The sequence below is a fragment of the Sphingomonas sp. MMS12-HWE2-04 genome (genome assembly GCF_044881185.1).
Classification (GTDB): Bacteria; Pseudomonadota; Alphaproteobacteria; order Sphingomonadales; family Sphingomonadaceae; genus Sphingomonas.
This window is the reverse complement of the sequence record NZ_CP173254.1, coordinates 835,065-859,417: the sequence shown is the minus strand read 5'-3', so window position 1 is coordinate 859,417 and position 24,353 is coordinate 835,065. Positions and strand designations below refer to the sequence as shown.

Genomic DNA, 24,353 nt, shown 5'->3' with positions numbered 1-24,353 from the left:
GTTGGGATCACTCCGCCGCGAACGCAGCCTTATGATGCGATTGATCGCTAGAGCCCGAGATCCTGCGAAAACGGCAGCATTTCGGTAAAGCTGAAGGCGGGACAGAATTTGTCGCCGGGTCCGAACGAAGCGAGGCTGTGACGCCGGACTTGCCCGTTCTCTTCCTTGTAGAGCGTCGACACACCGGGCCACGCGCTCTTGTCCGGCTGTTCGAAGCCCATGTCGCTGAACAGCGACGTCCCCTTTGTCGAGAGCATCTTGAACTTCCATCCGCGTTCGGCGGATGCAGCCTTCTGCACCTCGACGTCGTCGGGGCTGACGATGACGAAAGCGGCTACGCGCTCAAGATAGGGAAGAAGGCCAGTGAAGCCATCGGCCCACATCGTGCAATAGGCGCAACCCACGCCCATATTGTGGATGAGGATGAGTTGGTTCTTGTCGCCGAACAAGCTCGACAATCGGGCCGGAGCACCATCCCAACCCGTCAGCTCATAATCGGTGACGAGTGCGCCGCGGATCTGCCGTTGCCGAAGCTGATCCAGCTTCAATTGGGTGTCGATGATCTCCTGCTCCAGGCTGAAGATCTCCTGGTTCGCTTCCGGCAACTCGTCCAATTGACGCTCCTGATCCGCTCAAGAACCCTGGCTCCGCACCTTTTGGCGATGCGGCCGACAACGAGGTGGCTTCGGCCCTCATGGAGCCAAAGCCACCGCGCCCGGGGGGTTTAGGCGATCTGCTTACCCTTGGCGTCGAAAATCTTCGCCGGGCCGCCTTGCGACACGTGCCAGTGCACGAACTTCCAGCCGTCCGGCGTCTTGGCAAGCGCCGAGGTCCCGCGATGCGGCAGCACATGGCGCGAGCCATCGGCCTGCCGCTCGACCAGGTCGCATTCCTCGGTGCAGATCGCGAAGGTCGAGGTCGCGCGCACCTGGTGGGTGCGGTTCGGCGATGCCTCTTGACGGGCGCCGCTCGCCTTTTGATCGTCGATCAGCTTCTCGACAAAGGCGAGCAGTTCCTGGCGGGAGTTCAGCACCGCGGCATTTTCATCGCCGGTGAGCTCGAACGTGCCGACAAAGCCTTCCTCGGCAACGGAATTCTTGATGAAGGCGAGATCGCCGTCGTTCCAGGCGTGATGCATGCGATGCAACAGCATCATCACCTCTTCACCGGCAGCCTCGTCCCACTGGACGGTATGCGTCGGATCGACAGGGGTGGCGAGCGCCGTCTTGCTGGCGAATGTCGCGACGGACGCAACAGCAGCGCCTATACCAAGGACTTGGCGGCGGGGAAAGTTGACATTCATTTTGTCACTCCAGCGCGGTTTCGGGTTGCCCCCTTGCCTGCAACGGCCGCAATCGTCCCCAGTAAGTAACGAGAGGTATCCCGTTCACCTGGAGAACTATTGCCTCCAATTGCCGCACGGTTCAGTAGGGTGAAAACATAGTGCTTGAACCCTTGCTGGCTATCCTCTCTGTGCTTGCTAACTTGCCGCACTAGTCTGCAATGCAAGCAATCGAGGGAAGAATTACGCTGGCTCGCCTCGCCAGGAACACGCTCGCACCAAGCCGGATACGGGCGCGCCGGACGAGACTTATTCGCTCGGCGGGATCGCGCGCAGCCAGGCGATGAGGGCGTCGATATCCCGCTCGGTCATCCTGCTGTAAAAGGCCTGCCGCGCCATCGGCAGCTTGAACACGCGGCCGTCATGGCCGACGCCGTCGGTGAGCGCGCGCCTGAGCTGCGCGTCGCTCAAGGCGCCGATGCCCTTCGACTTGCTCGAGGTGATGTTGGAGACGCTGACGGTACCGAAGCCTCCCTTCATCACGAAGCCGCCCTTCCCCCACCAATTGCGGGTGTCGACCACGCCGTCGGGCCGGCGCGAATGGCAAGCCATGCAATAGGCGAGCGATCCCAGATAGGCGCCGCGCGACGCCGGGTCTTCCTTGCCCTCCGCTTTGGCCGGTTTGGCGCTGTCGTGCTTCGCCGCAAGCAGCGGCCCGGCATAGGCCTCGGTCTTGTACACCGGCGCCGGCATCTCGTTGCGCAGCGGCGCGACGCTGCGCACATAGCGCACCACCGCGTCGAGATCGCGCGGCGTGAGCAGCCGGTACAGGCCATAAGGCATTTGCGGCGCGACCCGCACGCCGTTCGGGCGGACGCCCTGGGTCAACAGCCGTTTCAGATCGTCTTCGCTCCAGGCGCCGATGCCGGTATCGCTATCGGGCGTAATGTTGGAGCCGTGCACGGTAAAGTTCGGCGTGTCCCAGACCTCGCTGCCGCCGGAAAAGCGCCGGGCGAGATCGAGCCGACCGTCCTCCCGGCGCGGGGTGTGGCAGCTGTCGCACGCCATCACTGCATTGACCAGGTACGCGCCGCGATCGAGTTCGGCATCGGCCGCGACCCCGGCGTTGTTCGCGGCCTTTGAGGGAAGGTGCGGCGCTCCCGCCAGCGCGCTGGTCAAGAATACGCCCAAGGCGATCGCTAAAACTCTCAACTCGGTCTCCCGACATGACCGCCCAATTCTCTCGTCACGAGGCTGCAAGAGGCGCGGCGCCGGCGCAAATGAATCCGGGGGCCATGCGGCCCCCGGATCCATTTCTCGGCAATGTCACTCTTGCGAGCTAGTCCTCAGTGCCAGTCGTCCGGACGAACCGGGTCGGGCGCGAAGGTGCCGTCGCCATTATAGTCGAGCCGTGCATCCTTGTCGCAGTGCACGTCGCGGGCGTTGGTGCGCAGATTGCCGTTCTCGTCCATGTCCGTCAGCTTTCCGTAGAAAGTGCCGTAATAGGAAGTGTTGGCCGGCTCACCGGTTGCCGGGTTGTGCGACGACGAGATCTGGAAGTCGCCGACCCCGATCTTGCCGCCCCGGGCCAGCAGGACCCGCGGTTCGACATGGCCGAAGCCGAAGAAGATGCCACGGACGCTTTCGGGAAGCGGCTGGTTGTCGATCCGATAGGCCGCCGGCGCCGAAGTGATCGCCATGCGGAAGAAGGTCATCGGGACATCGACCAGGACCGGATGCCTGTCGTCCACGACTTCTGCAGTGCCGGAGGTGTAGAAGGGCCGGCGGATCTCGGACCAGTAATTGTGCAGATGCAGGTTCCCGCCCAGATCCTTGGTCTCGCCCTGGAAGGGGAAGTGCTCGTAGTGCATGCTGCCATCGGCATGCAGGCCGGCAACCTGCTTCTCCAGGATGATCTGGTTCTGGAACGTCTCTGCCCGGACCAGCGCCATGGCATCGCCGAAGATCCGGCTGAACCATTCGGGCGAAATCACGGTGCGGACGGTCGCCGAACCGATACGGGTGACCGCGATGCACTCGAAGTGCAGCGGCATGGTCACGTCGAACCGGTGCGAGGGATTGTGCGACCAGGGACGCTTGGCAACCGAGTCGCCCAGCTGATGCGGACCGCTGCCGCCTTCATACTGGATTTCCTGGAGCGCCAGGGCCGCCCATTCCGCAACGTCGACGCTGGTCAGATCGCTGGCCACCGATTCGAGGAACGAGTTTGCACGATCCAGATCGAAATGCGCGAGCTTGCGCAGCGCCAGAAGCGCCGAGAGCTGTGCACGATAGGTCTGCCCGGTCTCGAACGAGCGGATGACGGTCTTGATGTCGTCATTGCCCGAGTCGACGATCGACCACAGCGCCTGGTCGCGAGCGACCGGATCCTGCGACGAAACCGCGTCGCGCACGTCACGCGAGAAGATGCGGCTGATATTCACGCCGGTCTTCTTGACGAAGAGCTGGCGCATGCGGGCCGCCGCGGCTTCGATCTCCGAGCAAGTCTCCGGCTTGAACTTGCGGAGAATTTCCTCATCGACCGAATAGTTGGTCAGCCCCGCAAGCATCCGGGTGGGAATATCGCGGCTGCTGATGCTGCCGGGCGAAACATATTTGGCGATACCTTCCAAGGCATTCATTTGACTTCCCCATGCCAATTGCGAGGCCATGAAGGACATCTTATCGCGCTTTCGGACGATCGAGGCCGCACGCAGCCGCCTGGGGTCACCAGCCAGTACGTAAAAGCATCGAACAACTAAAGCGGTGAACCGTAGCGGGACTTAATAAGTCCCCGGAGATAAGTATGTCCTCCTGTCGATCTTGGTAACATCGCCTAGTAGGGCAAACTCCTTTGGGATTGCTCATTTCAAGCAACCACTGGAACCTTCGCCGGAAGTTCGAATCACTTTCGGCCGCCAACACCCGTCTCAGGGCGCCGTCGCCGCGATCCTGACATAGCCGAGCTCGCCCGAGACAAAGGCCGCCAGATAGCGTTCGGACAGGATCTTCCAGTCGACGATCTTGTCTGCGGGAACGTCGTGCCAATCGTCGCTCTGCCTGACGCTCTGATAGATCAAGGTGAAGGCACGGACGGCCTCATCAGCGAGCGAGACGATCTCGACATCGCGAAAGCCGGCTTCCGCGATGACCTCGCCAAGATGCTCGGCCGTGACGAGAGTCACCGCACCGTCCTCCGCCAGCGCGAAGGCGCGCATCTCCTCGCTCAACTCCGGCCCCGCGACCACTTCAGCCACTTCCAGCCGCCCGCCCGGGCGGAGCGCGGAGAGACAGGTGCCGAACAGCCTAGGCAGGTCGGCGATGAGCGTGAGCGAATCGAGCTCGAAGACCAGATCATAGTGCCGATCCGGCAACCAGTTGCACGCATCCGCCTGGAGAAAGCGCAACTGTCTCAGGCCTTCGGCCCGCTCGCGCGCGCGCTCGATCTGGCTCGCATTGATGTCGAGCCCGGTCACTGCGTTGCCGAAGTGCTCGCCGAGATAACAGGCCGCCGCCCCCGAGCCGCAGCACAGGTCCAGCACATGGCTCCCCGGGCCCAGCCGCGAATTGGCGGCGATCAGATCGAGAAACCGGCGTCCGCCGATATTGGCGAAGTGCCAGCCGTCATGCACCGGCTGATACACCGCGCGCTGCCAGATCGCGTCATCGGCATGGTCATAGATTTCGCGGTTCTTGTCGGTGCCGAGGTCAGGCTGCACGGGCTTCTCCTATCGCGGCGTCGAGGCCACCGCCCGGGAACGCCGTACGCGGCCCTTCCCCAGCGTCGGTCCTGCGGCCATAACGCGCAACGAGCAGCGCCGAAAAGGCCATCGGCACGGCGAGGACCAGCGCCGCCGCCGCCACCGCAGGGACTGCGCCGGCGAGTGTGGCAATCTGCGCGCCAATCCCGCCGAACTTGCTGGCGCCAGCGACGAAGCCGGTCGCTTGGCCACGGATCACCGAAGGGTAGCTCTCTGCGCAATAGGGCAGCATCACCGCGATCATCCCGTTGCTGCCGATCATCACCAGCGCGATCAGCTGGATGGGGCTGGCGCCGATCCACGATCCGGCCTGATCCCACGCGCCGAGCAGGCAGAGGCCCAGCGCCGTGACGAGCGCGAGCAGCACCAGCAGCCGCTTGCCACCCCACCATTGGTACAGCGCCGCCGCCACCACCGAGATCGGCAGGGCATAGAGCGAGGACTTGGCCAAAAGCGCATTGGCCTCGGCCATACCCAATCCGCGCGCCTGCAACTCGGTCGGCATCCACAGCAGCAGGCCGAAATTGACCAGCCCCCAGATCACCGCCATCAGGTTCAGCGCGATCGACATGTTGAGCATCGGCGGCCCGAACACACGAGGCTTGCCCGAAGGGCGGTCGAACTCCGCCGAGAGGGACGGCGCATCGGCATCGCGCGCGGGCGTGAGGTTAAAGCGGGCCATGACGCGGTTGAACTCGTCGGTCCGGCCATGGAGCAGCAGAAAGCTCGGCAACTCCGGGATGCGCGTGTTCAGCGCGATCAGCGCGAGCCCGGTCGGCAAACCGAGCAGCCACAGCACCCGCCAGCCATAGATCGGCTCGAGCACCGTCGCGGCGCCGCTCGCCGCGAGATAGCCCCCGGCCAGCGCAAGGCCACCCAGCATGACCAGCAACCAGCCGCGATGCCGCGCCGGCGCGACTTCGGAGAGCAGCGTGAAGGCGATGGGCAGCATGCCGCCCGCCGGCAGCCCCATCAGGAAGCACATGACGAGGTTCCAGCCGAAGCTGGGCATCGCGCCACAGATCGACGTGCCGACGAACAGGATCGCGGCGAGCAGGATCGTGGCCCGCCGGCCGAAGCGATCCGCCAGCAGCCCCCAGATGCAGGAACCGACTGCCGTGCCGGTCAGCGCAACGAAGGGCAGCAACGCCACCTGCGGCCGGCTGAGCCCATATTCGCGCGCCATGCCCGGCATCACAAAGCCCAAGGTCGCGGGTTTCATGACATCGATGATCACCGCGATAATCAGGACCAGGGCCAGCTCCCAGTGCGCGCGCGTCATGTTGCCCTGGAAGCTCGATATAACGCGCTTCGCGGGTCGGGCGGCCTGGCCGCTCGCCTTGGGAAGGAGTCCATAGCCTGCCGCGATCGTGCCGCCGACGATCAGCGCCATGCCGATCAGCATCATCACGTCCATCGGCGCGCCGAAGATCCCGTCCATCGCGCCGGCGCTGCACATCGGTACGCCGCCGTGATGCGCGGCATCGACGGCACCGGGAAGGTGCGCGGCGACGCCCAGCGCGACGGCGAGCACGCCGCCCCAAAAGGCCAGCGGCCCAAAGCGTCGGTCGCCGGCAAGGATCGAATGGCTCATGACGCGACTCCCCTGGAAACAGGCACCGCAAGCTGTTCAGGCACGCCTACTGCATCGCCGTTTCGGAGGAAGCATCGCGTGCGGAAAGGCGCCAGAATGCTGGCTGCAGCAATGGGTGCGAAAGGATCCAGATCGAACACGCCAGGCCCCCGCCCTTGATGATTGAACCCCGAACCCCTGGGAGCCCGGAATATCAAATCCCGGCGGAGTCGACCTCCCGCGCCGAGCGCTTAGTCATTATTTCGTCATCGAAATCTATAGTTACAGGTCACGATCGGAACATCGCCCCGTCGCAGCCTGTTCGGAAACAACGCATGACATAACTTCATATTACGCGCCGTCGATCAACAGCTATTTTTGCGATCCAGCACGCCAAACCGCTTCAGCGCGGTGGCGCGGTGTCAAATGCGCCGGAAGCTAGCGCCGCTTCCCAGGCTAGCTTCAGCGGCCTGCCCTTCACCGTCGGCGCGGCATCGCTGATCTTGTAATAGCGATCGACGATGCCGTCCTGGCAGAGAGTGTAGGTCAGGGTCGGAGGCGTACCCGCCTTGCCGCCGGGGGAAACGCGCACCGCGTCCACCGGCGTGAACCGGTCGGCTCCGCTTGGTCCCTGCGCCTCGCCCACCGCCATCGGCGGCGCCCGCCACGGATGCAGCGTGGCATAGCCGGCGCCATCGCGATACAGCGTGCCGGTCTCGGTGAAGCGGAAGCCGCTCCGGGGATATTCCTCGCCGGTGCCGCGATAGTCGCCATCCAGCGCCAATGTGAGCCCTGCATGGCCCTGGCTGGCCGCGTCCGCTGGCGCCGGCCGGATCGAGACCGACCAATAGGCCCCTGTCGTCGCCGGCGCCTCGCCTTCGGCTGCTGAGCCACCCGACTTGGCTGCGGGACGCGATCCTGGGACCGAGCTGATGGAGTCCCACCCCTGATAGATATGATCGATCATCAAGGCGTGGCCGACGCCCGTTTCGGGGTTCGGAAAATCGAAGTAGAAGAATGAGTTGGTCTCGATCGGCGCGCCACCCATCGTCAGCCGCCGCACCCAGGTCCCGTGCAGCAACCGCGCCAGATCCGCCACCTTGGCGTCCGCGGGAACGACCGCGGCCGCGCGCAGATCGCCTGCGCAAGATTGCCCTCCCGCGGGCACGCTTGGGCCTTGCTGTGCCTCCGCCAACTGCACCACCCACAGCCAGGCTGAAGCGGCGGCCAGAGCGGCAACGCATGGCGACGTCTTCCGGAGCACACCCATCCGTTCCCCCGATATTCAGATCGCCGGTACCGCGTTCGCCGCGACGATGCCTTGGCCGGTAAAGAATTGCGACGGCCCGATATCATCCTCGGGCGGCTCCTCGGGCAGCCCGACGAACTGCTCGACCAGCTGAAACGCCAGCGAGGGCGGGATCGGCGCGTCCACCGGTTGGCTGGGCTCCAAATGGAAGTCGATCGGGCTGCTCAACCCGCTGGGCGAGATGCAGATCGGCAGCATCTTCGTCCGCAGGCAATCGGGCTGGAGCAGGAAATCGGCCATCTGCTCGTGCCAAGTGAACCCGACCGCCATGACGTAGAAATTGCCGGCCTGCGCGACCGGCGGGAGCGCATAGCAGCCATGTTCGGAAAGGACGCAGGCGATCGGAAAGGCGTTCGAGGATGGCCCTGGGAACAGCGCCATCATCGACACTCCGGAGAACTCGGCCGGCGCTTCGATCTTTCCCCAGATCGAGCAGGGGTCGCGCCGCAGCAGCCCCCCGGGGCCGGCGCGCAGTTCGATCAGGCGGCGCAGTTCCACTGGATCGACCCGCGACGCGAGGGCGCGGATCCGCCGTGGCGAATAGCCGACCAGCGAGACGAAGCGATTGTTGAAACTGCCCAGGCTGTTGTAGCCGACTGCGTAGCAGATATCGATTACCTTGAGCCGCGTCGTCAGGATCAGGCGCTTGGCCTCCGCGATCCGAAGCGCATAGAGATAGCGGACCGGCGAGACCCCGGTGATCTCGCGGAAAATCCGATTGAAGTGGAACGCGCTCAGCATCGCCACATCGGCCATGTCGTTGAGCGTATGGTCCTCACCCAGGTTCGCCGTCAGATGCGCAATGACCCGTGCGACGGCCCGGCGATAGACCACGATCGTCGACTCCCGGTGCGGGTGGTTCGGTGACGCGGCTGCGGCTTTCATGCGGTCGCCCCTTGCTAGGGTTGGAACATCGATGACAAACGTCGGGCCGAAATACGGCCTTTTGTTTTCGGCGAATGCGCTCCGATGCGACCCAATGCGGAGCTGAAGGATGTCGACTAACGCCGAGCCCGCCGATCTCGCGATCAGCCAACCCAGATCATGTATTAGTAATTCTATACTTCGCGCGCGCTGCAGTTTTGAATTGCACCCTCGAGCGCGACCATGAGCAATTATCTAATCACTTATACTGTAGCCGGATGGTGACACGCCCAGGCTGCGATTACAACACGTAACGGTCCAGATTTCGACATCTCTAGGGTCACGCGCGGATCCGCACAGTCACCGTTCCAACAAGTGCCTAAATCCGCTCGCATTTTTCTCGACGATCCGATCCGCGACTTCCGGCCTGACGGATCACACGAGGATAGATTGGCGCCGATGCGAGCCGAATTGAGGTGCACCGACGAAATGCGCCTCGGGTAGCGGGCATGGAAATTACAATGCTGCCCTTCAGGCGCAGATCGAACGGCGGGCGCCGCGGGGAACGCTAGGCTCCACCGCGGCGCACGCTTCATTCCTCTTCGCCGCCGGCATCGCCTTCGATAATGCCGAACACTGCGCCCGCCGGATCCTTGAGAATGCAGAAGCGCGCCTCCCCAAAGCTCTTTGGCCCGGCCAGCAGCGTTCCGCCCTGGCGCTTCGCCGCCTCCAGGCTTTCCTCAAGGCTCTTCACCTTGATGTAGATGATCCAATAGGGCGGCAGATCGGCATTTTCGCCCTTGGCATGGACGATGCCTGCCACGGTTTCCTTGCTCTCCGGGCTTGCCACGACGTAATCGCTATAATCGCCCATTTCGAACTCGCTCGAGTCCCAACCGGTGACGAACTCGTAGAATTCCCGCACGCCCTTAGCGTTGGGAACCGTCAAGTCGATCCAAGCGATTTCGCCGATTTTGTTGCCAATGCTTCCCATTGCCGATCCTCTTCTGTTGACGCCAGTGAGATGTCTAATGCCGCGCAGCCGAACTGCAGTGTATGCAAGATCGCTGGACAGACGAAAGCACGGGATGAGTGGAAATACCACCCAAGCCCGTGCCATGCATTTACATTATTGCTGCCGTCGTTCCCGATCGCGCGGCTTCACTGCTCGAGCGGCCCCAGCGAAACCTGATCGAAGGCAAGATCATAATCCCCGCCGGCGACGACTTCGACTTTCCACAAATTGCCATTGCCCGGCGAAGACACGAGATAGTCACCGGTGGTCGCGGCAGCGCCAACAAACTGGACCTGCTCGCTGCCGGTCATCGGCACGCCGGTGGTATATTTCAGCTTGGTCGATCCGCCGCCGCGATATTCCGCGTCCCAGCGCATCGAGACCTGGGGCGCCGCGCCCTTGGTAAGACTGGGCACCGAGGCGATCTGGATCGGCTTGAAATAGCCGCCTGCGTAGGCGACGTAGGGAAGGCTATCGAAATATCCCGACGAAATCAGACCGCGCCACAGATCTCCCAGGCTCGGCTTGGCCATGACGGACTTCTGCCCGGTAGCCTTTTCCACGATCTCGGCAGCGTTCGCAGTGCTGGTGGAGACCCGGACGAACTGGTGGATCTGTGGCGTGTTGCTGCCCGGGGAGTATCCGTCATGCGCGCACATCAGATAGGTCAGCTTCGGCGCGTTCGCAGGCAAGGTCGGCGCATCGAGCGTCTCTTTGCCGCTGCGCTGCGCAATGATCAGCGCCTCATTGGCCTTGGTGTCGATGATCCAGAAATAATCGACATGAACGTCGCCGGTGTCGCCGACCACTTCGCCACGCCAAACGCCGTTCAGCGTCTTCGCGATCCGGGCCGCGGCCACGGACTTGCGATTGGCGACGGGGAGGATGCGCGCGGTGTTGAGCTTCGAGCTTTCCACCTTGGCGGTCGTGGCGGCGCCGCTTATCGCATCGCAGGTCTTGAGCGTCGGCTTCACGATCGCGTCGACTTGAGCAGCGCTTAGCGCCTGCTGAGCATATGCTGGGCTCTGCAAGGCAAAACCGCAGATAACAACTCCAGCGAGCAACCTGTAGTTTTTCATTGCTCTTCCCCATCACTGTTTTGGATGCGTGTAGATGAGCAAGGTTATTGCGAGATCATCCGGCGAATTCCTCTCCCGGATTGCTGAGATGCCCGGCAGAATGAAAGTCCGCACTGCGCCGTCACCTTCTCCATTCTTTGCCTATGCTCGGCAAAAACTGTTCGAATCGAGCAATCTCGAAGAAGTTGAAGCGCCGAAGCGGCATTTGCCTAGTTACGATCGCGCGATCGGCCATGCCCCCGTCAGCCTGGCGAGTTGCGCCGGCCCGACTCGTCCTTGCCGACTATTGCCACCCGCTTATCGTTCTGCACGAAGATCATCGAACCGGCTTCCGTCAGGATATCGAAAGATATGCGCGGATCGGTATAGCTGAAGAACTCCGCCCAAAGGCTTGGACCAGCCGTGCCGGGACTCCCGTTTTCGGCAACCGACATTGCGATATCGATCAGCGTCAGCGCCGGCACATGATCCACCCGGCGGCCATCGGAGACTCTGTCGCCCTCCGAAGGATGATAGCGAAACCGCCCTTCGGCGATGATCGAAAGCTGCGGCTCGGTCCCGCCCATCGCCACCTCGGCGAAATCCAGGAACTTGCGTTCGCGTCGCACGAAGGTCGCAAGGGCCGAAGGGATCACGTCGAATGTGGTGGTTACCGCGCGCCCCGTCGCACCTCCAATTAACAACACCGTCTTGAGGCCGGTGACCGCGCCATAGCGCTTGGCGGTGACTTCGAAATGCAACTCGATTTCGCGGGCCATGGCTGTGCCGTGGCGGCCAGCGCTTGCCTCGATCCGCCGTATCGCGAACGCCGAATCCTCAGGCATCCCGAACTTGTGGCGACCAACGGCAAGCGACAGCCGATGGCTCACTGCCATGTCGTTCAACACCCCGGCGTGTGAACGGAAGGCCATCGACTGTGGATCGATGAGCGGTTCGGGGACGCCAAAGTAGATCGCGTCCTCCGTTTCGCGATAATCGCGGATGCCAGACATCGCGTAGCAAGAGATGATCACATCGGTAACGCGCGTTTTACCGGGCATCGGCGCTCCTCAAATTCTTGCTCCTCCGCTTATAGTGTCAATATCGCGCGCCCTGCAGCTTCACCCCAGGACCGCGCGGCAGCCACATTCAACCGAAAATTTTATCCGCCAACATCAAAACCGGTCCGATTCTCGACATTTATTATCCTGCCGCTTTATTTCGCGTGCAAGCCACGCTGCGCAATTCGATAAAGCTGGCGAAGTGCGTTGATAGTAGAATTGAAACGGCGTAGTTTTCTCCCAGATTTGTAGATCGATGGTCGAATCGCCCTGGGGTCGAGCGTTCGACTGTCTTCGTTGCGCTGAGCACACATGCGACGAAGTAGATTTGCTGAGCTGAGCTTGCAATCCGTGGGGGAGGCAGTTGCAATGTTGTTTAATAGTTTAGCGGAATCGGATGGCGTCCGGCAGGCCCTGTTTCTTAACGAACAAGCAGGAAGGTTGTTGAGCGGCTATCACCAGCAACTGCTGCGGGGCGATTCACCGTTGAGCGTGGCAGAGCGCGAACTGATCGCCGCCTATGTCTCGGGCCTCAACAATTGCCGATATTGTTATGAGACGCACCGCGAGACGGCGATGCAATTCGATGTCTCGGGCGATGTGATCGCGGCGCTCGTGGCGGATCCCGAGGTCGAGGCGGCACCCGAGCGGCTGCGCCCGCTGCTGCGCTACGCGCGCAAGCTGACGCTCGACCACAACAATATGCAGGGCGAAGATGCCGATGCCGTGCGCGAGGCGGGCTGGGACGAGCGCGCCTTGCACGATCTGATCCTGGTCACTGCGATGTTCAATTTCATGAACCGCTTCGTCCATGGCCACGGTATCCACGGCAGCCCCGAACAATGGAAGATGAGCGGGCGATATCTGTCGCAGCGCGGCTATGCCGATCTTACACCACCGGTAGCGGTGCTGCAGAGCACCTGAGCCACGGTAAGCCCGGCAACGCAGCTTGCCGATCACTTTAGGGTCGCTAAATCTTAAGTCTTGGGCGGTGCCCAGGGGGAGAAGTGCGATGAGCGAAGCCGAAGCGGTGGCGACGAACCCCGTCGGGGGCGGCATGCCCCGACAGCGCAGCCTTTTACACACATTGTTCGGCATCCCGCCGGAGGAGGCGCGTTTCGCAAAGCGCGGTTTTCCCGCATCGCCCGCGCAACCCGTGCTCGAGGCTGCCGGCGGCACCTTCGTCGATGGCTATAATCTTGCCCTCACGGCATCGATGGACGCCATCGAAGCCGGCCTGGCTGCCCACCCGGCGCATCTCCGCGGCTTCTTCGCCGAAGGTGCGGCGATGGGCATCGCGATTGCGAGCCTGATGCCGCCCTGGCACAATCGCCTGCCCGCCCTGCTCGATCAGCTCGGCGATCGCTATCCTCATCTCATGCATGTCGGCGTCGGCTGGGCCGTGGCCCGCGTGCCCTTTGTCCGATCCCGGTTTCTGCGCCCGCTCGACACGCTGCTCGCGCCCCTCGCGCTCGACGGTCGCGGTTTCCACGATGGCTATTTCCATGCCGCGCGAGTGGCGGCCGGCTGGCGCGCCGTCCGCGGTGCCGCTTCGGCGGTGTATGACCAGGGTGTCGGGCGCTCCTTGTGGTTCTCCTGCGGCGCCGATACGCATCGGATCGCCGCGACCATCGCCGCGCTGCCGGCCGATCGCGCCGACGATCTCTGGGCCGGCGTCGGCCTTGCTGCGACCTATGCCGGCGGCGTCCCGCTGGAGGCACTCGACGATCTGGCGCCCGGCGCCCCGCGCCGCTGGCTGAAGCAAGGTGCGGCCTTCGCCGTCACCGCCCACGCCCGCGCCGGCACGCCGCCCGCGGCAAGCGTTACCGCCGCCGAACGGATTACCGGCCTCGCCTGGCCCGTCATCGTCGCGCTGGTCGCCGAAGCAGAAGCGGTGGCGCGTGCGGCGAAGCTGCCTGCGCTCGACCAATATCGGCTGTGGCGCTCAAGGATCGCCGACTTCATCGAAGAGAGGAGCTTGTGATGCTCTCGACCTATGCCTGGCGCGTCCTGCCCGCGGCGATCGCCCTCGTGCTGTTCGGCTTTGCGAAGGCGACCACCGGCTATCCGGCGACCGCGCCGACCAACCTGCGCTTCGCCGAACTGCCGCTCGCCGCAGCTGAGACCCCGGCGGATCGCAACGTTCGGCCGGTCAATCCGCGCTACGAGGCCATTCGCGGCTGGATCTCGGCGGTCGGCGCGGGAGTCGCCGTCGGAGATATCGATGGCGACGGCAAGACCAACGACATCTGCCTCGTCGAGACGCGCGACGACAGCGTGCGCGTCCAGCCGGCAGAGCCCGGTTCGACTCGCTACCCGGCCTTCCGTCTGGCGCCGCAGGTCGCGGACTATCCGGCCGGCACGGTCGCACCGATGGGCTGCCTGCCGGGCGATTTCGACGAAGACGGCACCACCGATCTGCTGGTCTATTATTGGGGCCGCCCGCCGGTGATCTTCTATGCCAAGCCGGGCTCGATGGCGCAGGCGGACTTCCGCCCCGTGTCGCTGCTCGCCGCGCACGAGGCCTGGTACACCAATGCCGCGATCCAGACGGACGTCGATGGCGACGGGCATGTCGACCTGGTGTTTGGAAACTATTTCCCCAACGACGCGCGCGTGCTGGATGCCTCGGCAACCAGCGGCGGCGTGATGCAGCATTCGATGTCGCGCGCGTTCAATGCCGGTGCCAACAAGCTGTTCCTCTCTGACCGCAGCGGCGCCGTCCCGTCCGGCTTCGTCGATCACAGCGCGGCGTTCGATCGCGAGATGGGCAATGGCTGGACGCTCGCTTTGGCCGCGGCCGATCTCGATGGCGATCTGCTTCCCGAAATCTATGTCGCCAATGATTTCGGTCCTGACCGGATGCTGGTCAATCTGTCGCGCCCGGGCGATCCGCAGTTCCGGCTGGCAAAGGGCTCGCGCGATCTGATGACGCCGCGCTCGCGCACGCTGGGCCGGGATTCGTTCAAGGGCATGGGCGCCGAATTCGCCGATCTGAATGGCGATGGCCGTCTCGATCTCGCGGTCAGCAACATCGCCCAGGAATATGCGCTGTTCGAAAGCCACTATCTCTTCATCAACGGCGGCAGGACCGATCAGTTGAAAAAGGGATATGCCGATTTCACCGATGTGAGCGGCGCCCGGGGCATCGCGCGCAGCGGCTGGGGCTGGGATATCAAGGCGGCCGATCTGGACAATGACGGCAAGCCCGAGATCGTCCAGGCGCTCGGCTTCCTTTCAGGCAAGCACGATCATTGGCCCGAACTCCAGGAACTCGCCATCGCCAATGACGATCTGCTCGCCCATCCCGGGGTCTGGGGCCGCTTCTCGGGCGACGCCGATCTTTCGGGGCATCAGCGCAACCGACTCTATGCCCAGGACGATCGCGGCGTGTTCCACGATGTGGGTTCCAGTGCCGGCTTTGGCCGCACCGGCGTCACCCGGGGCGTTGCAATCGCCGATGTCAATGACGACGGCCTGCCCGACATCGCTCTCGCCCGGCAGTGGGGCCAGTCGGAACTGATGGTCAACACCACCAAGTCGGCGAACAAATATATCGCGCTCGATTTGCGCCTGCCCAATGCGAACGGCTCCTCGCGCCCCGCGATCGGCGCGCTGGTTCGCATCCTGCGGGATGGGCAGCCCCCGATGATCGGCTTTGTCGACGGCGGCAACGGGCATAGCGGCAAGTCTGCACCGACCGTCCAGTTCGGGCTCGGCGCCTGGGCGCTACCGGTCACCGTCGAAGTCGAATGGCGCGATCCCGCGGGACGCCACCGGGCGCGTAGCACCCTTGCTCCCGGCAAACATCGGATCATTCTCGGCAGCAGGAGGACCGCATGAACGCGCCTGAAAAGATCGCCCCGCCGATCGACGTAGCGCCCGCGATCGGCGTTATAGCGCGACGCGAAAAGGCGCTCATGCGCTTCGCGACGGCGATCACCGTGCTCAACATCCTCGGCCATTTGTGGCTGGGGTTCGAGGCAAGCTGGATCACGCCCTTCGTCGCGCTCGCCGCGGCCTATTCGACCGAAGTCGCCGGCGAAGTGGCGATGGCCCGCTCGCTCGGCCGCACACCGCGATTCCTCGGCGGCGGCTTCAAGGGCCTCGTGATGTTCATGCTCTCGGCGCACATCACGGGGCTGGCAGTGTCGATGCTGCTTTATGCCGCCGAGCAGTTGTGGGCGGTCGCCTTCGCAGCAAGCGCCGCGGTGGCGTCCAAATATCTGTTCCGCATGCCGGTCGGTCCCAACGGCGCTAGCCGGCACTTCCTCAACCCGTCCAATTTCGGCATCGCGCTCACGCTCGTGCTGTTCCCGACGATCGGCATCTCGGCCCCTTATCAGTTCGCCGAGAACATCACTGGCGCGATCGACTGGCTGTTGCCGCTGGTGATCGTCACGACCGGCTCGATGATCAATATCAAGCTCACGCGGCGCCTGCCCCTGATCGGTGCCTGGCTCGCCGGCTTCGCGGCGCAGGCGGCGATCCGCGCTGCGATCTTCGGGACCCCGCTCGCCGCGGGCCTGGCGCCGATGACGGGCTTCGCCTTCGTGCTGTTCACCTTCTACATGGTGACCGATCCGGCCACGACGCCCGAAAGCGCGCGCAACCAACGCTTCTTTGGCGCAGCAGTCGCGTTTACCTACGGGTTGCTGATGATGGCGCATATCGTCTTCGGACTGTTCTTCGCACTGGTCATCGTTACCGGGGTGCGGGGCATTTTCCTGACGCTGGTGGAGTGGCAGCGGCGCTGGTCGGCGCGCCAGATCCTTGCGACCTCAGCGCCTGTCTATGCCGAGTGACGCGTTGCGCCGCGCGCGCTGCAATGGGCTGAGACGCGCGGGTCCGTTGCTTGCCGCCTTGTCTGTGTCCTGGATGGCAGCACCTGCAAGCGCGCAGCCGGTTGCCGACGCCAAACCGGTGCTGATCGCCAGCGATGCGAACGGCGCTGGCGACGGATCGGCATCGGCCGACGGACGCTTCATCGCCGCCTCCTCCACGCGGCTCCACAAGCAAGCGGCGATCTGGCTGTTCGACCGCAAGGCCGCCAATTGGCGCCAGCTGACCAAGGTCGGAAGCAACGATCGCGAACCCGCGGTTTCGCCGGATGGGCGCTTCGTTGCCTTCATTTCCGACCGCAGCGAACAGACCGATGTCTGGGCAGTCGAGGTCGCCAGCGGACGCGAATTTCGCCTGACCGATGACAGCGTCGAAGAGGAATATCCCGCCTGGTCTAACGACGGGCGCCAGCTGGTATTCACCGGCGGGCCGTGGAAGGCGCGCAATTTCTACACGCTGGATTTCGCCGCCCCGCCAGGCGCACTGGCCCGCCCCAAGCCCGTGCTCAGCGATGCGGGCCATGTCGGAGCCTGCCATTTCAAGGGCGCAAGCAAGCTGATCTGCCATGTCTATGAAGGCAATGCAGGCAACCTCGTCGAAATCGATCTGAAGACGCGCGCGACGCAGCAGCTCACCAATGGCGGCTGGTGGTTCTACAAGCCCGATGCCGCGCCAGATGGATGGATCGCGACCACCGTGATCGGCGACGAAGGCGACACAATTCGCTTCCTGCCGGGTGGTAGCAAGGGTGATCCGTTGCCCAGCCCTTCCTTTGCCGGCAGTTGGCCCCAATTCGTCAAGGATGGGCGCGAACTCGTCTATCATCGCCAAATCAGCGAGGGCACCGGCCTCCGACTACTTGACCTCCCCAGCGGCAAATGGCGGGACCTGACGGTCCAGGGCCAGCTTTCGGGCTTTGCGGCGCTCTCACCCGACGGCCGGCAGGTCGCTTATTGCCGTAAGGACGACGAGCATTGGTCGGTGCGCATCCGCTCGCTCGAAACCGAAAAGGACTGGGCGCTGCCGCTCCAGCGCGAGGCGTGCAATCCGGCCTGGTCGCCCGATGGTGCGCGCATCGCGATCAGCCTGCGCGACGGCGCGCATTGGGCGCAGGCGACGGTCCGCGCCGACGGCGGCGACCTGCGCGTCCTCCATCGCGGCACCAGCACCGATTGGCAGTTGAACGCGCCGGCCGCCTGGTCGCCCGACGGCCGGCAACTTGCCTTCGCCGCTACCACAGCGCCCTATGAATCCGATCTCTTCGTCGCCGACATCGCCACGGGCACCCTCCGCAACCTGACCAGCGACACTTGGTATGACGAAGGCCCCAGTTGGTCGGCAGACGGCAAATCGCTAGTGTTCATGTCTACCCGCGGAGGCAGTTGGACGTGGGGGCTGTTCGCCATCCCGGCGACGGGCGGTGAGGCCCGGATCCTGGTCGCACCGGATTCGGTCGAGCGTCGTTTTCCACAACTCGATGCCGATGGCACGATATGGTGGATCGAGAGCGATCTGTGTCTCGGCGCAACCTATCTCGTGCGCCAGCTGGTCGGCAGCAAGCCCGTGAAGTTTTTCGAGTTGCCGGGCGCGTCTTGGTTCAGCCGTTCGGCGGACGGGCATAAGGCCGTCCTGCCGATCTCGCAGCAGCGAGTTGAATATTGGAGCCTGGCCATGCGCGAGAAAAAGCTCGCCAGCCAGTGATCTGGACCAGCCGCGCGCTCAAGCTGACGGTCCTTGCTGCCTTCGCGGCGTTGGCGGCCACGGGCGTCGAAACAATGTCCAGAGCCGATGAAAATGCGCGGACGCTCTGGGGCTCGGTAGCCTCGACAATGGAGGACGCCGAACAGGGTGCAGCCGCGCCGTACCCCGGGTCGAGCAGCATCCTTCTGCTGAGCGCGCCGCTCTCGGACTCAGGCCGAGAGCAGTTGCTCGCGTTCGCGCAAAAGACCGGGCTGATCGTGGCAGCACCCATAATCGGCCGGCGAGATCAGGCGGGCCGCATCGGTCGCACGCTGGCTCTGACCATGGTTGCCCCAGACGGGCGTATTCTGGCGGACCGCGACGCAGGCACGCCAGCCTTGCCGATGGCAGGCGTCACGTTCACGCGCAGCGATTTTCCCAATCCGTTCGATACCGTCGACGTCGACGGCGTCCGGCTGGGGGTTGCCGCCATCGGCGATGCGGAGCTGGCGATTCCTCTCCTCGGAGATCGCGGTGCAAGGCTCGTGTTGCTAACGGGCGGGCCGGTTACCCCGGCGCAGGTCGAAAGGTTTGCACGGGCAGCGCGGGCAAATCGCGTCGCGCTGCTCATCGCCGGCAAATGCGACAACACCCCATCCTGCATGGCCTCCGCCGCGGTGGATTCCAGTGGCAGGATCGACGGGATCGACGGCGGACGTCACGCGTTCGCCCTGCCGCCACGCTGGTCGCCACCGAGCGCCCTAGGGTTGCCTCCGTCTGTGCCGCAACCCTCGCGCTACACCGCGTCCCCTGGAGTGACCGAGCTCGGTCGCCGTCTCTTCTTCGACAAGGGGCTTTCGGACACCGGCTCGCTTTCTTGCGCTAGCTGCCACGACCCTTCCCACGGCTTCTCGGACCGGAAGAGCGGGAGTGCGGGCACGCGACGGCGTTCGACCCGGCGCAACACGATTTCGCTGCTCAACGTCGCGTTTCGACCGACTTTGCGCTGGGACGGGTACGCATCCTCGCTCGACAACTTCGTGAAATATCCGATGAGCAGCGACGACGAGATGGGCGCGCACGATCTCGATGGCGTTGTTGCCAGAGTTAGCCGGTCGCCCCGCTATCAGGCGCAATTCGCAGCCGCCTTTGGCGCCGGGCCGATCCGCTTCGAGGAAATCGAGCGCGCCCTGGCTGCCTTCATGCGAACCTTGGTTTCGGGAGATTCCCCGTTCGATCGGGCGATGGCCGGCGAGCGCGAAGCGATGTCCCGTTCGGCGTGGCGTGGCTTTGCCTTGTTCGACGGGCGCGGGGGCTGCGCGAGTTGCCACAGCTACTCCAAAACCTCGCCCTTTTTCACCGATTTCCAGACCCATAACACTGGCTTGGGCTGGGATGCTGCCACATCGCAGTATCACGACGCCGGCGCCGGCGCGATCAGCGCGAATGCGCGGACAGGCAGCTTTCGCACGCCGACGCTGCGCGATGTCGCGCAGACGGCCCCTTATATGCACGACGGCAGCATCGCGACGTTGCGCGGCGTCATCGACTATTTCGATCGCGGTGGCGGGGATGGGCCGGGGCGCGATGCGCGCCTGAGCGCGCTTCACCTTTCGGAACAGGACAAGCGAGACATCGAGGCGTTCCTGATCGCGCTGACGGGAACGACCCGCTTCGACAACGCTGGCCGCCGCAGCTCTCCGGATATCGCGCACCAGCGCTAAGCCGGCGAAGGCAGTATCCCTGGAACGGCGGATGCGGATGCTGCCATCTCCGCCCCGCGCGGAGCCTTGCACGGAGCAGGTGCGTTATCGGCGGATGGCCGAAACGATATCCGACTTGCACAAGCGCATGGAAGCCGCCGCCGAGGCAATGGACTTCGAGGAGGCACGCCGGCTGCGGGACCGGATCAACTTGATGCGGGGTGGCGCGTCGCGCGAGGACGTCGATCAGGTCGACACGTCGGGATTGGCGCGTCAGCAGCCCGGCGCGATGGGGATCGGCACCAGCCAGCAACGTGTGACGCCGCCACCGGGCTGGAAGCCGCCGAAAAAACCGGATCTGATGACCAGGGGAACCAGCCGCCGCGGCAAGGGCCGTTGACGAGATTGCTTTGATGCGCCCGCGTCGAATATTCCTGTCGGGCGCATCGAATGCAGCGGTCGTCCGTTCGAGCAGTCGAAGGGAGATCGCCTGTGGAGATCATAAGGCTGCCGCCAAATGTCATGGCGAGCGAGGACACGGACTGCATCAAGATCAACGAGATGCCCGACGGCAAGTTTTCGCTGGTTGCTTCTGCGCTGATGGGCTGCGGCGATGGCGAAAACCTGGAGTCCGTGGCGCTCGTAGGGAGCGAGCCCTATCCAACCTACGAAGCCGCTGAGGCTGCCGGGCTGGCCTGGGCAGAAACGCACTGCGTCTCGGTCATCCATATCGAGACGGGCGGTGGTTTAGAGCCCGTCAGACCCTCTGCAAGCTGACGGTGCGGCGCCACCCGCCAGCCCAGTCGAACTAATCCAGATCAACACTAATTTTCGGCTGCCTGCTCAATTGCTTACGTAACGCACGTCCGTCGGAACGATCCCCCTCGGGCTCTGTTTGATCCCCTGCTGGCAAGAGTTGGCGATGCAATGCCGCCTCTGCGGCACGAAGGGGGATTATGCGCGTCGAGCTTCAAGGTCAGGGCGAGCCCATAGTGCGGACCCCGAAGCGCATGACGGTGCCGATCGGGGTGGTGGCGACCGCCTTGGCCGAAATGCTCGAAAGCGGGGATGTGATCTTCGTCGCGTCGGACGAGCAGCGCGCCGAGGCGGTTGCCGCCGCGCTGCAATGCGCCGCGCCGGACGCCGAGGTCATTCATTGCCCCTCGAGCGATGCCCTGCCCGGCGATTCTGCCCCCGCGTCGCCGGCAAATGTCGGACGGCGGGTCGCGGCGCTTCGACGTGCGCGGCAGGCAGCGCTCGATGGCACGCGATCGATTGGATTTGTCACCACCGCTGAGGCAGCGGCCCATCCGGTTTCGCCCCCGGCAAGTTTCGACGCCGCACCTCCCGCGATCGCCGTCGGAGACATACTCGATGTCGAGAGCTTTACCGTGACATTGGAGGAAATCGGCTATTTCGCCGACGACCGCGTGGACGAGCCGGGCGAGATGGCCGTGCGCGGGCAAGTCATCGACCTGTTTCCGGCGGACGCCTCCCTTCCTGCCCGTATCGAACTTGAAGAAGGCCGCATCGTCGCACTCCGCGCCTATGATCCCGCCAGCCAGCTCGGCAGCGAAGCGCTGGATCGACTGGAGATCGGCCGGGTGTCCGAGCCGCCCCTCGGCGATGACTGGACCTCGCTTTTCGACCATGTTCCGAGTGCCGCGATTGCGACCGACCCGGATGCGGAGAAACGTCGCGACCGGTTCGTGGCGCTCGCGCGAGATCCGGCCGGCTCCGGACGCACGATGCCGGTCGTCGATCGGGCGGCATGGGAACGCGCAGTTTCGGGACGACGAATGCTCGATCTCGGGGCAAACACCGGCGACGCCCCCAGGTTCGTCGAGGGCAAGGCGCCGCTGCGCGCATTCGCTCGGGCCGCGGCGACCATATTTGCAGAAGGGGGACGCGTCGTCGTCGCCGGCGCTGCCCGCGACATCCGCTTCCTCAGCGGCCGCGTTGCCAAGGCATTAGGCAGGGCGCCCGTGCCGCTGCCGCAGTGGCGCGACCTCGATGCCATCGCGCCGGGCACTGCGGCGTTGCTGGGGATGCCGCTCGATCGCGGCTGGACTGCGCCGGGCCTGCTGGTGGTTGCGGCGAGCGACCTCCTCGGAAGCCGTGCCCTCACCAGCGATACGGCCCATGGCGGGGTCGACGCACTGCGCGGCCAGACCGGCGAGATCCGACTAGGCGATGTCGTCGTGCACGAGCAGTTCGGCATCGGCACGGTCGGCGGGCTCGAACCGATGACCGGCGACGGCGACGATCTTGGCGACGCGATCGTGCTGGAATATGCCGGCGGCGGGCGCCGGCTGATGCCGGTCGGCGATGCCGACAGGCTGTGGCGATACGGTGCCGAGGCCGACGCAGTCACGCTCGACAAGCTGGATGGGTCGAGCTGGGAAAAACGCCGCGGCGCGATCGACCTTGCCATCGCGGACAGCGCGCGGGGGCTGACCAAGCTCGCCGCCGAACGCGACGGGCGCTCGGCGCCGGTGTTGGAGCCCGAGGCTGCTGCATATGAGCGCTTCGCCTCGGGCTTTCCGTTCACCGAAACGCCCGATCAGGCGCGCGCAATCGCCGCAGTGCGCGACGAACTGGCATCCGGCAAACCGATGGACCGGCTCGTGGTCGGCGATGTCGGCTATGGCAAGACCGAAGTCGCGCTGCGCGCGGTTGCGCTGGCGGCGCTGGCCGGAAAGCAGGCGATCGTCGCCGCACCGACCACTGTGCTCGTCCGACAGCATCTCGACAGTTTCCGACAACGCTTCGAAGGCACCGATATCGTTGTTGCCGGGCTTTCGCGGCTATCGAGCCCAGCGGAGAGAAAGACGGTCAAGGCGGGACTTGCCGACGGCTCCGTGCATGTCGTGATCGGCACCGGGGCAGTCGCCGGCGCGGACTATCGCGACCTGGCGCTGGTGGTGATCGACGAGGAACAGCGCTTCGGCGCTGCCGACAAGGCCAAGCTGCGCGGGCTCTCGGTCGCGTGCCACATTCTCACCCTGACCGCGACGCCGATCCCGCGCACGCTCCAGACCGCCCTGGTCGGCCTGCAGCAAGTCTCGGTGATCGCGACGCCCCCGGCACGCCGCCAGCCGATCCGGACCAGCATCGACGGCTTCGATCCCGCGACGGTCCGCACGGCCTTGATGCGCGAAAAGAGCCGCGGCGGACAGAGTTTCGTCGTGGTCTCGCGGATCGAAGACATGTCGCCCATGGCGGAGAGGCTCGCCGCGCTCGTGCCGGACCTGCGCATCGCCCAGGCCCATGGCAAGATGCCGGCAGTCGAGATCGACGAAGCGATGGTGGCCTTTGCCCGCGGCGACGGCGATGTGCTGCTCGCTACCAACATCATCGAGGCGGGGCTCGATGTGCCGCGCGCCAATACGATGATCGTCTGGCGCGCCGAGCGCTTCGGCCTGTCCCAGCTGCATCAGTTGCGCGGACGCGTGGGGCGCGGCAGCCGCCGCGGGCAGATCCTGCTGCTCACCGATCCGGATGCGGCGATCGCCGAGGCCACGTTGAAGCGGCTTCGCACGCTTCAGGCATTCGACCGGCTCGGCGCCGGCTTTGCGATCAGCGCCCGCGACCTCGACATGCGCGGCGCCGGCGATCTGCTGGGCGATGCGCAGGCAGGCCACATGAAGCTGATCGGCGTCGATCTTTACCAGCATTTGCTCAGCGCCGCGTTGCGCACGGCGCGCGGCGAGACCGTGGATTATTGGTCGCCCGAACTCCATTTGGGCGTGGCTGGCCGGCTGCCGGAAAAATGGATCCCCGAGATCGATACGCGGATCAACCTCTATGCTCGCTTGGCGCGGATCACCGAGGCAGCCCGGCTCGACGCGTTCGAACTTGAGATCGAGGATCGCTTCGGGATCGCACCCGAAGATGCCCGGCGGCTCCTGACGGTCGCGCGCGCGCGAATGCTGGCACGAGACATCGGTATCGCGCGGATCGATGCCGGTCCCGCGGCAGTCGCATTGACGCCCCGTGCCGGCGCGACGATCACGACCGTCGGCACTCCGCTGGAGGACCGCAACGGCCGCCTGATCCTCGCAGAGCGAATTGAGGATGCGGACGAGCGCCTCGAACGGATTCGCGCTCTTCTCGAGGAAATGGCCAGCGTCGGGTCGGATTGATCGGAAGCACTTGCATCGGGCCCCATCGCGGCTTTTGACGGGCAGCGCCTGTGCAGGCAT

Annotated in this window: 20 protein-coding genes; 9 read left to right on the top strand and 11 right to left on the bottom strand. The window is 64.5% G+C overall.

Annotation, left to right across the window (positions count from 1 at the left end; all coding sequences use genetic code 11):
* Positions 1-47: 47 nt before the first annotated feature.
* The 11 genes from AB2M62_RS03920 to AB2M62_RS03870 form a co-directional block, all read right to left on the bottom strand.
* Positions 48-614: a DUF899 family protein gene (locus AB2M62_RS03920; RefSeq protein WP_404337983.1), complete on the bottom strand. Its 567-nt coding sequence runs from the start codon at positions 612-614 to the stop codon at positions 48-50.
* Between the two features lie 110 nt (positions 615-724).
* Positions 725-1,303, bottom strand: a complete 579-nt coding sequence (locus tag AB2M62_RS03915) for a nuclear transport factor 2 family protein (RefSeq protein ID WP_404337981.1) — start codon at positions 1,301-1,303, stop codon at positions 725-727.
* A 288-nt stretch (positions 1,304-1,591) separates the two neighbouring features.
* Positions 1,592-2,461: a c-type cytochrome gene (locus tag AB2M62_RS03910; protein WP_404337979.1), complete on the bottom strand. Its 870-nt coding sequence runs from the start codon at positions 2,459-2,461 to the stop codon at positions 1,592-1,594.
* Between the two features lie 167 nt (positions 2,462-2,628).
* Positions 2,629-3,924: a hypothetical protein gene (locus AB2M62_RS03905; RefSeq protein ID WP_404337978.1), complete on the bottom strand. Its 1,296-nt coding sequence runs from the start codon at positions 3,922-3,924 to the stop codon at positions 2,629-2,631.
* Positions 3,925-4,212: 288 nt separating this feature from the next.
* Positions 4,213-5,001, bottom strand: a complete 789-nt coding sequence (locus tag AB2M62_RS03900) for an SAM-dependent methyltransferase (protein WP_404337976.1) — start codon at positions 4,999-5,001, stop codon at positions 4,213-4,215.
* Positions 4,991-6,637 (bottom strand): MFS transporter, encoded by a 1,647-nt coding sequence (locus AB2M62_RS03895; protein ID WP_404337975.1) that lies wholly within the window; start codon positions 6,635-6,637, stop codon positions 4,991-4,993. Before AB2M62_RS03895 ends, AB2M62_RS03900 begins: the two co-directional genes overlap by 11 nt.
* 382 nt (positions 6,638-7,019) lie before the next feature.
* The gene (locus AB2M62_RS03890; RefSeq protein ID WP_404337973.1) at positions 7,020-7,715 is read right to left on the bottom strand and encodes a hypothetical protein; all 696 of its coding nucleotides are present in this window, start codon (positions 7,713-7,715) and stop codon (positions 7,020-7,022) included.
* A gap of 186 nt (positions 7,716-7,901) precedes the next feature.
* Positions 7,902-8,810 carry a helix-turn-helix domain-containing protein gene (locus AB2M62_RS03885; protein ID WP_404337971.1) on the bottom strand — a complete coding sequence of 303 codons (909 nt, stop codon included), beginning with the start codon at positions 8,808-8,810 and terminating at the stop codon, positions 7,902-7,904.
* Between the two features lie 571 nt (positions 8,811-9,381).
* The gene (locus AB2M62_RS03880; RefSeq protein WP_404337969.1) at positions 9,382-9,738 is read right to left on the bottom strand and encodes a hypothetical protein; all 357 of its coding nucleotides are present in this window, start codon (positions 9,736-9,738) and stop codon (positions 9,382-9,384) included.
* Between the two features lie 212 nt (positions 9,739-9,950).
* Entirely contained in the window at positions 9,951-10,778 is an 828-nt protein-coding gene (locus AB2M62_RS03875) for a hypothetical protein (RefSeq protein WP_404337967.1), read from the bottom strand.
* A gap of 347 nt (positions 10,779-11,125) precedes the next feature.
* Entirely contained in the window at positions 11,126-11,923 is a 798-nt protein-coding gene (locus AB2M62_RS03870; protein ID WP_404337965.1) for a hypothetical protein, read from the bottom strand.
* 312 nt (positions 11,924-12,235) lie between these two features.
* Between AB2M62_RS03870 and AB2M62_RS03865 the strand changes: the two genes are divergently transcribed.
* From AB2M62_RS03865 to AB2M62_RS03825, 9 genes are all read left to right on the top strand, one after another.
* Complete coding sequence (locus tag AB2M62_RS03865; RefSeq protein ID WP_404337963.1) at positions 12,236-12,847, top strand: carboxymuconolactone decarboxylase family protein; 612 nt, start codon at positions 12,236-12,238, stop codon at positions 12,845-12,847.
* An 88-nt stretch (positions 12,848-12,935) separates the two neighbouring features.
* Entirely contained in the window at positions 12,936-13,907 is a 972-nt protein-coding gene (locus AB2M62_RS03860; RefSeq protein WP_404337961.1) for a DUF1702 family protein, read from the top strand.
* Positions 13,907-15,766 (top strand): CRTAC1 family protein, encoded by a 1,860-nt coding sequence (locus tag AB2M62_RS03855; protein WP_404337959.1) that lies wholly within the window; start codon positions 13,907-13,909, stop codon positions 15,764-15,766. The genes AB2M62_RS03860 and AB2M62_RS03855 overlap by 1 nt, the downstream gene beginning before the upstream one ends.
* Positions 15,763-16,728: an enediyne biosynthesis protein UnbU gene (locus tag AB2M62_RS03850; protein ID WP_404337957.1), complete on the top strand. Its 966-nt coding sequence runs from the start codon at positions 15,763-15,765 to the stop codon at positions 16,726-16,728. Before AB2M62_RS03855 ends, AB2M62_RS03850 begins: the two co-directional genes overlap by 4 nt.
* Positions 16,729-16,801: 73 nt before the next feature.
* Positions 16,802-18,466: a hypothetical protein gene (locus AB2M62_RS03845; protein ID WP_404337955.1), complete on the top strand. Its 1,665-nt coding sequence runs from the start codon at positions 16,802-16,804 to the stop codon at positions 18,464-18,466.
* On the top strand, positions 18,463-20,169 hold the full coding sequence (locus AB2M62_RS03840; protein ID WP_404337953.1) for a cytochrome-c peroxidase: 1,707 nt from the start codon (positions 18,463-18,465) through the stop codon (positions 20,167-20,169). Before AB2M62_RS03845 ends, AB2M62_RS03840 begins: the two co-directional genes overlap by 4 nt.
* Before the next feature lie 94 nt (positions 20,170-20,263).
* Positions 20,264-20,548, top strand: coding sequence for a UvrB/UvrC motif-containing protein (locus tag AB2M62_RS03835; RefSeq protein ID WP_404337951.1), 285 nt, complete (start codon positions 20,264-20,266; stop codon positions 20,546-20,548).
* A 92-nt stretch (positions 20,549-20,640) separates the two neighbouring features.
* Entirely contained in the window at positions 20,641-20,925 is a 285-nt protein-coding gene (locus AB2M62_RS03830) for a hypothetical protein (RefSeq protein WP_404337950.1), read from the top strand.
* A gap of 233 nt (positions 20,926-21,158) precedes the next feature.
* The gene (locus tag AB2M62_RS03825) at positions 21,159-24,293 is read left to right on the top strand and encodes a helicase-related protein (protein WP_404339787.1); all 3,135 of its coding nucleotides are present in this window, start codon (positions 21,159-21,161) and stop codon (positions 24,291-24,293) included.
* Positions 24,294-24,353 lie beyond the last annotated feature (60 nt).

Coding starts and splice junctions, on each gene's coding strand:
- AB2M62_RS03825 (WP_404339787.1), top strand. CDS start 21,159: ATGACGGTGCCGATCGGGGTGGTGGCGACCGCCTTGGCCGAAATGCTC.
- AB2M62_RS03845 (WP_404337955.1), top strand. CDS start 16,802: ATGGCAGCACCTGCAAGCGCGCAGCCGGTTGCCGACGCCAAACCGGTG.
- AB2M62_RS03915 (WP_404337981.1), bottom strand. CDS start 1,303: ATGAATGTCAACTTTCCCCGCCGCCAAGTCCTTGGTATAGGCGCTGCT.
- AB2M62_RS03905 (WP_404337978.1), bottom strand. CDS start 3,924: ATGAATGCCTTGGAAGGTATCGCCAAATATGTTTCGCCCGGCAGCATC.
- AB2M62_RS03855 (WP_404337959.1), top strand. CDS start 13,907: ATGCTCTCGACCTATGCCTGGCGCGTCCTGCCCGCGGCGATCGCCCTC.
- AB2M62_RS03850 (WP_404337957.1), top strand. CDS start 15,763: ATGAACGCGCCTGAAAAGATCGCCCCGCCGATCGACGTAGCGCCCGCG.
- AB2M62_RS03870 (WP_404337965.1), bottom strand. CDS start 11,923: ATGCCCGGTAAAACGCGCGTTACCGATGTGATCATCTCTTGCTACGCG.
- AB2M62_RS03860 (WP_404337961.1), top strand. CDS start 12,936: ATGAGCGAAGCCGAAGCGGTGGCGACGAACCCCGTCGGGGGCGGCATG.
- AB2M62_RS03895 (WP_404337975.1), bottom strand. CDS start 6,637: ATGAGCCATTCGATCCTTGCCGGCGACCGACGCTTTGGGCCGCTGGCC.
- AB2M62_RS03835 (WP_404337951.1), top strand. CDS start 20,264: ATGGCCGAAACGATATCCGACTTGCACAAGCGCATGGAAGCCGCCGCC.
- AB2M62_RS03885 (WP_404337971.1), bottom strand. CDS start 8,810: ATGAAAGCCGCAGCCGCGTCACCGAACCACCCGCACCGGGAGTCGACG.
- AB2M62_RS03865 (WP_404337963.1), top strand. CDS start 12,236: ATGCGACGAAGTAGATTTGCTGAGCTGAGCTTGCAATCCGTGGGGGAG.